The following is a 9664-nucleotide window of genomic DNA, read 5'->3' as shown; positions in this document are numbered from 1 at the left end:
GCTGACATGCGCGATCAGATCGATGCCGTGCTCGGCGAGCAGGAAAAGTCCGCACGCCTGCTACGCAAGCAGATCACCGCACAGCTCAAGGAACTCGACACGAAGGAGGAGAACTTGATCGACCTCGCAGCCGACAGCACGCTGCCTCGGACCAAGGTCAAGGAGAAGCTGCGCGACATCGCCCGCGAGCGCCGCCGGCTGGAGGAGCGCCTGGACACAGCCAACGCCGACCTCACCGACAGCGCCCAGCTCGTCAACGCCGGCCTTGCCCTCCTCGAACAGCCCGACCAGCTGTACCGACGCTGCAACGACCAACAGCGGCGCCTACTCAACCAAGCGATCTTCCACGCCCTCTACATCGAGGACGACAAGATCACAGACGGTGAGCTCCGTGAGCCCTTCGGCGAGCTCCACGCCATCCAAGATCAGCGGGCCGGAGCAAGCAGCGCGGAGGGCACAAACAAAAGGACCACCCGCGATGCGGGTGGTCCTTGCTCGCCGTCAGGCGTCGCGGTCCTACTTCGCGGCCTTCATTCAGGCACTTGTTCTAGTAAGACCCCTAGGGTGGAGCTAAGGGGACTCGAACCCCTGACCTTCTCACTGCCAGTGAGACGCGCTACCAGCTGCGCCATAGCCCCTCGGCGAAGCGAACCTCGCCGCTGTGTGTTGATGACTATACCGAACCGCCCCACCGGCTCTCGGCGGGGGGTGGGTCAGCGGTCCGAGCGCAGGGTGGCCGGGTCGAAGGAGTCCAGGTCGTAGGCCTCGTCCTCGGCCGGCGCAGGCGCGGCGGACGAGGCAGACGGCGTAGGCCCAGCGTGACGGCGGGTGGCCGCCAGGCGTTCCTCGCGCCTGCGCTGGAACTCCTCCACCGTCAGCCCCGGGTCGTCGTCCTGGGCCCTCGCCGGGGCGGGCATGCCCGAGAGCTGCTCGATGAGGTAGGTCATGTCCTCGCCGAGCAGCAGCGCGACCTGGTTGTAGCTGTTCTGCGTGGCCTCCTGCATGGCGACCTGCGCGACCTCGACGATCAGCGAACCCAGGCGCTCGGGACCCCAGCGGGCCGCCGCCGGGGCGAGCCACAGGTTGAGCAGCTTGCCACGCGCATCGACGGTGATCTCCATCGTGTCGTCCACGTCGTGCGCGGTGCCGGTAGCCCTGGCCATCAGGCTGTCGACCTGCGCCAGCGCCTCCTGGCGGGCGCGCGCGTCGTCGATCAGCTGCCTCGTCGTGCGCTCGATCGGCGCGTACTCCACCATCGGCTCGCTCACCGTCTTCCGAACCCGGGCACGTCGTCCTCGTCGTCCGGCAGCGGCTCGTAGCCCAGGGATGCCAGGTGCCGCTCGCCGTCCGGGCCCAGCACCGGCGCCAGCGCCCGGTACATGCGGTCCCCCGCCCGCCGGGTCGCCCGCTGCGCCAGCTCCATGACCTGCTGCGCGACGGCGTCCGTGCCCGCCCGCAGCGCGGCGTGGGTGAGCCGCACGTCGGTGAGCAGCCCGCCCGGCGCCACCTGCACCTGGATCGCCCCGTCGGCCGACTCCGCCCGCCCCGCGACGCTGCCTGCCCGCGCGAACTGCTCCTGCGCACGTTCCGCCGTGCGCTCCACCTGCTCGCTGACCCGGGACGCCTCCCGGTCGACGTCGAACTCAGCCACGCCGCGTCCTCCCCTGACTCCCGCCCGATACTAGCCCGTCGGCCGGTAGAAGCCGATGAACTGCTGGCCGGCATTGGTGGTGCGGATGGGACCGATCTGCACCGGGTCGCCCGCCTCGATCATCAGCCCGTCGCCGATCACCATGGCCACGTGGCCGGACCAGATCACCAGGTCACCGGGCAGCAGCTGGTCCTGCGACGGCACCTCGGCACCCACGGTCTGCTGGGCCGCCGTACGCGGGATCTCCAGCCCCGCCTCGCCGTAGGACGTCATGGTGAGACCGCTGCAGTCCAGCCCGACACCCCGCGCCGTGCCACCCCACACATAGGGCACCCCGAGCTGGGAGATCGCCGCGCGCACGGCCCTGGCCGCCGTCTCGTTGGGCGCCTCCACGGTCTTGCCGTTCGGCAGGTTGATCTTCACGCCGGTGCCGGGCTGCGGCGGGATGGCCACGGGCAGCCGCGGCTTGGTCACCGCACCCCCGCCGCCGTAGCCGCCACCGCCTCCGGAGCCCCCACCGCCCGAGCCGCCGCTGCCCTGCGCGTTGAACGACGACGCGACCTGCGTGTCGCCCGCGCCGCTGGCCGTGGTCGACTGGCCGCCACCGAGCCTGCCCGCGATGCCCGTGAGCGTGCCCAGCGTCCCGGCGCTGAGGTCGGCGGCCTGGCCGGTGAGCTCGGCGATCTTCTTCTGCAGCGCCACCATCAGCTCCCGGACGGCGGCCTGTCCCCCTGACGGCACCGGCGGGGTCATCCTCGCCGCCGCGACCGCCTTCATCGTGGAGCTGATCTCGCGGATGATCTGCTCGCGGATCCGGTCGTTCTCGATCCGGCCGATCTTGAGCGCCTCGGCCGCGTCCGCCACCGCGTTCTCGATCTCCAGGCTCTCGTCGAGCAGGGCCTGGACCTCCTGCTCGAGGCTCCGCGACGTGCCGACGGCGTTGTCGGTGGCGTGCCCGGAGGACCGCTCGGCCAGCGCCACCCGCTGACCGCCTGCCGTGCCGTGCACCGTGTCCAGCGACGAGCGCAGCGCGGCGTGCCCGTCGACCGCGCCGTCGATGGCGGCGTCGTCGGTGCGCATCTTCCGGGCGAACTGGTCGGGCGTGTGCAACGCCGCGCGCACCACGTGCTCGGTCTCGACCGTCATCCGAGCTCCCTGCCGAGCCGCGCGATCGTGGCCTGCTGGTCGGCCTCCACGGCGTCGTAGTTGGCGCTCGTGCGCCGCGCCGCGTCACCCATCTGCTGCCACTGGCCGCCGAGCCTGCCGAGCCGCTCCTGCAGGCTGCGCATGCGACTCGCGTAGGCGCCGGAGAACCCGGCCTCGGCGCCCATCGCCGAGAACCCGTCGCCTGCCAGCTCGACGTGCGGCGCGACGTGGCTGTCCGCCGCCGTCCGGACGTCGTCCCCCGTGGGGTCGATGCGCCGGGCGTAGTCGTCGTAGGCGCCCTCGTCGACCCAGAAACCCTGGTGTGGTGTCCCGTCCACGCACCCTCCCTCGTACACCGAGTGCGACGCGCCCGGGACGAGGCAGGTTCCGCGCGGGCACGCGCCGGGCTCAGATTAGAGCACCGGCCGTGCCCGGATCGGCGGAAAACCTCAACTCTTCGCGTTGTTGAGCAGCTTGTTCAGCCAGTTGGAGTCGCTGAAGCTCACGATCGACCCATTCGCGACGACGGTCGGGGTGCCGAAGCCCTTCTGCCCCTCGCCGAAGTCCTGCTGCAGCGACGGATCGTTGGCGACGCGCTGCATCTCGGCGGTGAGCTCGTCGTCGTACTTGCCGTTGCGCACACCGTCTGCGAACGCCTGGCTGGTGATGCCGAGGTCGCGGCCGAGCTGGATCAGCTGGTCCTTGCTGTAACCGCGCTTACCCTCCTCCGGCTGGTGCGCGAAGAGGCTGTCGTGGAAGGGGGTGAACTTGCCCTCGTCGGCCGCGAGCAGCGCCGCGTTGGCCGCGTCCAGCGAGTACCCCGGCGGGTCGGAGCGGTCGACGAGCATCGGCACCATGTGGGTGCGCACGCGCAGCTCGCCGCTGGCGATCTTCTCCTCGATCTGCGCGCCGTAGGCCTGCTGGAACTGGGCGCACACGGGGCACAGGAAGTCGGCGTAGACGTCGATCGTCGTGGGCGCGCTGTCCTTGCCGGACACCACGACCACGCCGTCGCGCCGCTCCGGGTAGTCGTCGGCGGCGGACGCGTTCACGGCCGGGATCGTCTGCCCCTCCGTCGCGTTCTTCGACGCGTTGGTCCAGAGCACGCCGCCGATCACCACCGCGGCCACCACGACCACGGCCGCGACGACGGCGACGATGCGCTTGGTGTCGCCTCCGCCGCCCTGCCGTGCCTGGGACACAGCCCGCGCACCGGCCGACTGTTGCTGCTGCCGTCGCTTGCGCGCGGTCCGTTCCGCTCCGCCCACTCCGGTCCTTCCTCGATCCTGCCTGTCGTTCTCGTCCGTGCTCACTCGCCCGCGGCGACGGGCTCGCGACGTCTGCGCGCCCAGCCGAGGCCCAGCCAGGCGTCGGCGGCGAACAGTGTCCGCGGCCGCACCAGCAGCCACCCGGCCAATGCCAGGAAGCCGAGGTCTCTCGCGATCTCCTGCGGGTAGGCCGTCTCGCCGGGCGCCACCTGGCCGCCGCCACCGAAACAGCCGCAGTCGATGGTCAGCCCGCGCGCCCACGACTGCGCCACCGCCGCGATGAACAGCAGCAGCACCACCGCGGACACACCAGCCATCACCCTCGTGGCCAGGCCGGACAGCACGAACAGTCCCAGGGCGATCTCCAGCAGCGGCATCGCCGTGGCGACCACCCCGACCAGGCTGTGCGGCAGCACGTCGTAGGCCTGCACCGCGAGATAGGTCTGGCCGGGATCGCTCATCTTGATCCCGCCGGAGATCAGCCACACGGCGGCGAGGCCGACTCTGGCCAGCGTGCCCACACCATCAAGCAGTCGTCCGCGTGACAGGAGCACGCACCTAGGCTAACCAGAGCACCTGAGAAAACCGTGAGGAGTGGCGTGTGAGGCGGGCCGGCAACCTGATCGTGGCGGTCGCGCTCGCCGCGACCTGCGCCGGATGTGCCCCCGCGGGCGGCGAGCCCGGCTCCGTCGTCACCCGGGCGGAGGACGAGGAGTCGCTCACCATCGGCATCCGCTTCGACCAGCCCGGCCTGTCCGAGCGCACGGTCGACGGCCGGTTCGTCGGCTTCGACGTCGACGTCGCCACCCATGTCGCGGGCGAGCTGGGTGTGCCGCCCGAGAACATCACGTGGCGGGAGACGGTGCCCGCGCAGCGGGAGAGCGACATCACTTCCGGCGCGGTGGACCTCGTGGTCGCCGCCTACTCCATCACCGACGAGCGCAAACGGCAGGTCGGCTTCGCGGGACCGTACTTCGAGACCGGCCAGGACCTGCTGGTCCGCAGGTCCGCCGCCGACATCACCGGGCCGGCGTCGCTGGCGGGCCGCAGGTTGTGCTCGGTGACCGGCTCCACGTCGGCCGAGCAGGTCAAGCAGCGGTTCGCCCGCTCGGTGCACCTGCGGGAGTACCCGCGCAACTCCGACTGCGTCACCGCGCTGCTGGCAGGCCAGGTGGACGCCGTCACCACGGACGCGGCGATCCTGGCCGGCTTCGTCGCCCAGAACCCGGAGCTGCTGCGGCTGGTGGGCACCCCGCTGTCCACCGAGCGCTACGGCGTCGGCCTGCGCAAGGACGACGCCGAGGGCAGGGCCGCGGTCGCCGCCGCCATCGAGCACATGATCGACACCGGCGCGTGGCGGGAGTCGCTGCGGCGGCACCTCGGCCGCGCGGGCCTGCCGCTGCCGGACCCGCCGGAGGTCACCGAGCGATGAGGGCCGGACACCTGCCCGCGTTGCCCGCCCTGCCCGTGCGGGACGTGCTCGACGACGTGAGGGCCGCGCTGGACACCTCCGGTACGGCGGTACTCGTCGCACCGCCGGGCACCGGCAAGACCACGCTCGTGCCGCTGGCGCTCGCCGACGGCCTGCCCGGCCGGGTCGTCGTGGCCGAGCCGAGGAGACTCGCGGCACGCGCCGCGGCGAGCCGGATGGCGGCCCTGCTCGGTGAGCCCGTCGGCGAGACCGTGGGCTACGCCGTGCGCGGCGAGCGCAGGACCTCGGCCCGCACGCGCATCGAGGTGGTCACCTCGGGGCTGCTGGTGCGCAGGCTGCAGGGCGAGCCCGAACTGCCCGGGGTGTCGGCCGTCCTGCTCGACGAGTGCCACGAGCGGCACCTGGACGCCGACCTGCTGCTCGCGCTGCTGCTGGACGTGCGGGGCGGGCTGCGCGACGACCTGCGCCTGCTGGCCACCTCCGCCACGGTGGCCGCCGAGCGGCTCGCCGCGCTGCTCGGCGACGCACCGGTGGTCACCGCCCACGCGAAGACCTACCCCGTTCGGGTGGTGCACACGCCACCCGCCCGCGGCGAACGGATCGAGGGCTGCGTGGCGAGGGCGGTGCGCAGGGCCCTGGCGGAGACGGACGGCGACGTGCTGGCGTTCCTGCCCGGCGCGGCGGAGATCGCCAGAGTCGCCGGTCTGCTGGACGGGCAGGGAGTGGACGTCTACCCGCTGCACGGCAGGCTCTCCGCGCAGCGGCAGGACGCCGCGCTCACCGAGGGGCCACGGCGGCGGGTGGTGCTGGCGACGGCGGTCGCCGAGTCGAGCCTGACCGTGCCGGGGGTGCGCGCCGTCGTCGACTCGGGCCTCGCGCGGGTGCCGCGGGTCGACCACCGGCGCGACCTTCCCGGCCTGGCCACGGTGCGCGTGTCGGCGGCCGTGGCGGAGCAGCGCGCGGGCCGCGCGGGACGGCAGGGCCCCGGCACGGCGTACCGGTGCTGGCCGGAGGGCGAGCACGCGAGCCTGCCCGCCTATCCCGAGCCGGAGATCCGCACCGCCGAGCTGTCGCGGCTGGCGCTGGAGCTGGCGTGCTGGTCGACCCCGGACGGCTCCGGGCTGGCGTGGTGGGACCCACCGCCGGAGGGCGCGCTGACGGCGGGCAGGCGGCTGTTGCGCGCCCTCGGCGCCGTCGACCCCGAGGGCGTGGTGACCGATCGCGGGCGCCGGATGGCCGCGCTCGGCCTGCATCCCCGGCTGGCGCGGGCGCTGCTCGACGGCGCGCGTGAGGTGGGGGCCGACGCGGCCGCCGAGATGGTCGCCCTGCTCGACACCGGCGCGCGGCTCGCCGACGTGGACGCCGAGCTGCGCAGGCTGCGCGCGGGCGGGGACGACACCGCGAGGCGGTGGCGGCGCGACGTGCGCAGGCTGAAAAGCCTGGTCAAGGACATGGGCGACGCTGAACAGCACGCCGAGCCGGACCCGGCCGTCGTGGTGGCGCTGGCGCACCCCGAGCGGCTGGCCCGCCGCCGCGCCGACGGCTCGCCGGTCTACCTGATGGCCAGCGGGACGGCGGCCGAGCTGCCACCCGGCAGCGGGCTCGCCGACGCCGAGTGGCTCGCGGTGGCCGAGGCCACCCGGGAGCCGGGCCGCGCGCACGCGGTGGTCCGGCTTGCCGCGCGGGCGGACGAGCGGCTCGCCACGCACGTCGCGGCGTCGGCGGTGACCGGCACCGACGAGGTGCGCTGGTCCGGCGGCGACATCGTGGCCCGCTCGGTGCGCAGGCTGGGCGCGATCACACTGGCCGAACGCCCGCTGCGCGACCCGGCGCCCGGGCTGCTGCGGGCCGCCGCCGTGGAGGGACTGCGGGCCGAGGGGCTGGGACTGCTGCGCTGGAGCGAGGACGCCCTGCGGCTGCGCCAGCGGCTGGCGTTCCTGCACGAGCGCCTCGGCTCGCCGTGGCCGGACGTGAGCGAGGCGGCCCTGCTGTCCGCTGTGGACTCCTGGCTGGAGCCCGAGCTCTCCACCGTGCGACGGCGTGCCGACCTGGGCCGGATCGACGCCGGGACGGCGCTGCGCACGCTGCTGCCGTGGCCGGCGGCGGCCAGGCTGGACGAGCTGGCCCCCGACCGGCTGGAGGTTCCTTCGGGCTCGCGGATACGCGTGGACTACCAGAGCGGGGAGCCGGTGCTGGCGGTGAAGCTGCAGGAGACCTTCGGCTGGCGGGCCACGCCGCTGCTCGCCGGCGGCCGCGTGCCCGTGGTGCTGCACCTGCTGTCGCCGGCGGGCAGGCCCGCGGCAGTGACCTCCGATTTGGAGTCGTTCTGGCGCAACGGCTACCCGGAGGTGCGGGCCGAACTGCGCGGCCGCTACCCGAAGCACCCGTGGCCCGACGATCCGCTGGCCGCCGAACCGACGCGCCGGACCAAGCGCCGCCCAGGCTGATCGCGAGTCCTGCGCTCAGGCCCGCGAGTCCTGCGCTCAGGCGGGCGAGTCCTGCGCTCAGGCCCGCGAGTCCTGCGCTCAGGCGGGCTCAGGTGTAGAGGTCGCGTTCGGGGCGTGCCTTGAGGCGCTGGGCGAGGTCCGCGTCGTCCTCCTCGTGCAGGCCGAGCATGACCGCCTCGCGGATCTGTTCGCGGTTCTCGCGTACCACCTCGGCGAAGAAGCGGTCGATGCGCTCGTCGGTGAGCACGTCAAGCAGCACCCGCATCGTGGTGTCCACAAGGGACTTGACGACCTCGTCGTGGAACGGCAGCCGGGAGAACCGGCCAGCCTGCGGGTCGTTGCGCAGCTTCTCGGTGACGATCTCGCGCAGCATCTCCCTGTGCTCACCCAGCGAGCGCGCGAGGTTCTCCGGGTAGTTGCCCGTCTCCAGCACCTTCACCACCTCGTCGAGCACCGCGATGGTGATGGGCTTCTTGATGGCCAGCACGATCGGCCGCGAGAACCGTTCCACGAGCCGCTGCGTGATCCGCTCCCCGAAGGCCCGGTCGGCGGTGCGTGCCAGCCGCACGAGCACCACCACGATGCGCAGCAGCCGGAACCCGCGCAGCGCGGGATGCGCGATCGGGATCATGCCGAGGATCTCGTACCAGCCGCGCAGGGGGAACGATCGCTGCCAGCCCGCGGCCCGCCAGCGCCACAGGAACTCCAGCGCGAACACGCCACAGATCGACGTGTCGACAATGAACACGGTGCGCGCCGTCTCGGCCGAGGTGTCGAAGAAGGTGACCCAGCACAGCAGCGCCACGGAGACCACCGCGAGCAGCAGCATCACGGCGTCCAGGACGGTCACCCGCCGTGTGCGCACGACGGTCGCGGTGGTCATGAGGCCGCATTGTGCCAGCCGGGCCGGCCGCGCCCGGGGGCACGCGTGCCACGAGCGTGTCGAGCGGGGCAGGCCGATCAGCCGCCCCGCCCTGACCGGCTCAGCGGGTTGTCGCCTGCATGAACGCCAGTGCCTGCGGCCAGGACACCGCGTAGGCGGCGGCGTTGACGTCGTTGCCGTGCCTGCTGCGGTCGCTGAACCCGTGCTCGGCGTCGGGGTAGACGTGGATGATGCTCGGCCCGGCCTGGCGTGACTGGAGCGCGGTCTGCAGCCGGGTGAAGCTTTCCTCGGGCACGAGCGTGTCGGCCGTGGGGTACAGCATCATCGTGGGCGCCGTGGTACGCGCGGCGTGCTCGACGGCGTCGAGGGTGTGGTTCGGCGCGGGCGTGCCGGGCACCGTCGGGTGGTAGGCGACGACGTTCGCGAGCCGCTCGTCGCGCCCGCCGAGCAGGAACGCGAACCGCCCGCCCATGCACCAGCCGATCACGCCGACCTGCGCCAGCCCCAGCTCACCGACCATGTGGTCGAGCAGCTGCCGCATCTCGCCGAGGCAGGTCTCGTCGTCGAGCTGCCCCATCAGCTCGAACAGCCTCTCCCTCGGCGTGTCGTCGGAGCTGATGCCGTGCCACGGGTCCCAGCTCAGCGCGGTGATCCCGGCGCGGGCGATGTCGTCGGCGAACTCGCGCAGCTGCGTGCCGATGCCGGTGACCATCGGCAGCAGCAGCATCCCGCCCGTGCCGCCTCCGGAGGGCCGGGACAGGTAGGCGGGCAGCTCGCCGACCTTGATCGTGGAAGAGTCGATCTCGTGTGCCATGACCAGCACGCTAGCGCCCTGGT

10 protein-coding genes and 1 tRNA gene are annotated in these 9664 nt (G+C 72.9%); 2 read left to right on the top strand and 9 right to left on the bottom strand.

Translation table 11 applies throughout. The features are described 5' to 3' along the window. Nucleotides 1–565 precede the first annotated feature (565 nt). The 7 genes from BAY60_RS11070 to BAY60_RS37520 form a co-directional block, all read right to left on the bottom strand. Nucleotides 566–638: transfer RNA gene (locus BAY60_RS11070), tRNA-Ala, on the bottom strand. A gap of 75 nt (nucleotides 639–713) precedes the next feature. Continuing rightward, on the bottom strand, nucleotides 714–1256 hold the full coding sequence (locus BAY60_RS11065) for a YbaB/EbfC family nucleoid-associated protein (RefSeq protein ID WP_112280874.1): 543 nt from the start codon (nucleotides 1254–1256) through the stop codon (nucleotides 714–716). 8 nt (nucleotides 1257–1264) lie between these two features. Beyond that, entirely contained in the window at nucleotides 1265–1651 is a 387-nt protein-coding gene (locus BAY60_RS11060) for a YbaB/EbfC family nucleoid-associated protein (protein WP_112280621.1), read from the bottom strand. A gap of 30 nt (nucleotides 1652–1681) precedes the next feature. After that, the gene (locus BAY60_RS11055; protein WP_112280620.1) at nucleotides 1682–2797 is read right to left on the bottom strand and encodes a C40 family peptidase; all 1116 of its coding nucleotides are present in this window, start codon (nucleotides 2795–2797) and stop codon (nucleotides 1682–1684) included. After that, entirely contained in the window at nucleotides 2794–3135 is a 342-nt protein-coding gene (locus tag BAY60_RS11050; RefSeq protein WP_112280619.1) for a hypothetical protein, read from the bottom strand. The genes BAY60_RS11055 and BAY60_RS11050 overlap by 4 nt, the downstream gene beginning before the upstream one ends. 111 nt (nucleotides 3136–3246) lie before the next feature. After that, nucleotides 3247–4065 (bottom strand): DsbA family protein, encoded by an 819-nt coding sequence (locus tag BAY60_RS37525; RefSeq protein ID WP_211330223.1) that lies wholly within the window; start codon nucleotides 4063–4065, stop codon nucleotides 3247–3249. Nucleotides 4066–4106: 41 nt separating this feature from the next. Then, nucleotides 4107–4619 carry a MauE/DoxX family redox-associated membrane protein gene (locus tag BAY60_RS37520; RefSeq protein ID WP_211330221.1) on the bottom strand — a complete coding sequence of 171 codons (513 nt, stop codon included), beginning with the start codon at nucleotides 4617–4619 and terminating at the stop codon, nucleotides 4107–4109. Nucleotides 4620–4666: 47 nt separating this feature from the next. Between BAY60_RS37520 and BAY60_RS11040 the strand changes: the two genes are divergently transcribed. Next, nucleotides 4667–5497, top strand: a complete 831-nt coding sequence (locus tag BAY60_RS11040) for a glutamate ABC transporter substrate-binding protein (RefSeq protein WP_245992399.1) — start codon at nucleotides 4667–4669, stop codon at nucleotides 5495–5497. After that, the gene (gene hrpB / locus BAY60_RS11035) at nucleotides 5494–7944 is read left to right on the top strand and encodes an ATP-dependent helicase HrpB (RefSeq protein WP_112280618.1); all 2451 of its coding nucleotides are present in this window, start codon (nucleotides 5494–5496) and stop codon (nucleotides 7942–7944) included. The genes BAY60_RS11040 and hrpB overlap by 4 nt, the downstream gene beginning before the upstream one ends. Before the next feature lie 88 nt (nucleotides 7945–8032). Here hrpB and BAY60_RS11030 read toward each other — a convergent pair whose 3' ends face one another. Then, entirely contained in the window at nucleotides 8033–8827 is a 795-nt protein-coding gene (locus BAY60_RS11030; RefSeq protein WP_112280617.1) for an ion transporter, read from the bottom strand. Between the two features lie 100 nt (nucleotides 8828–8927). Next, the gene (locus BAY60_RS11025) at nucleotides 8928–9641 is read right to left on the bottom strand and encodes a dienelactone hydrolase family protein (RefSeq protein WP_112280616.1); all 714 of its coding nucleotides are present in this window, start codon (nucleotides 9639–9641) and stop codon (nucleotides 8928–8930) included. Nucleotides 9642–9664: the final 23 nt, after the last annotated feature.

It is taken from the genome of Prauserella muralis, assembly GCF_003202285.1.
In the GTDB taxonomy this organism is placed as follows: domain Bacteria; phylum Actinomycetota; class Actinomycetes; order Mycobacteriales; family Pseudonocardiaceae; genus Prauserella_B; species Prauserella_B muralis.
The sequence above is the reverse complement of the archived record's forward strand: the minus strand, read 5'-3'. Positions and strand labels throughout refer to the sequence as shown.

What these genes read in the sequence shown, in the direction of transcription:
- BAY60_RS11065 (WP_112280874.1), bottom strand. Translation starts at nt 1,256, where the DNA reads ATGGTGGAGTACGCGCCGATCGAGCGCACGACGAGGCAGCTGATCGAC.
- BAY60_RS11025 (WP_112280616.1), bottom strand. Translation starts at nt 9,641, where the DNA reads ATGGCACACGAGATCGACTCTTCCACGATCAAGGTCGGCGAGCTGCCC.
- hrpB (WP_112280618.1), top strand. Translation starts at nt 5,494, where the DNA reads ATGAGGGCCGGACACCTGCCCGCGTTGCCCGCCCTGCCCGTGCGGGAC.
- BAY60_RS11055 (WP_112280620.1), bottom strand. Translation starts at nt 2,797, where the DNA reads ATGACGGTCGAGACCGAGCACGTGGTGCGCGCGGCGTTGCACACGCCC.
- BAY60_RS11030 (WP_112280617.1), bottom strand. Translation starts at nt 8,827, where the DNA reads ATGACCACCGCGACCGTCGTGCGCACACGGCGGGTGACCGTCCTGGAC.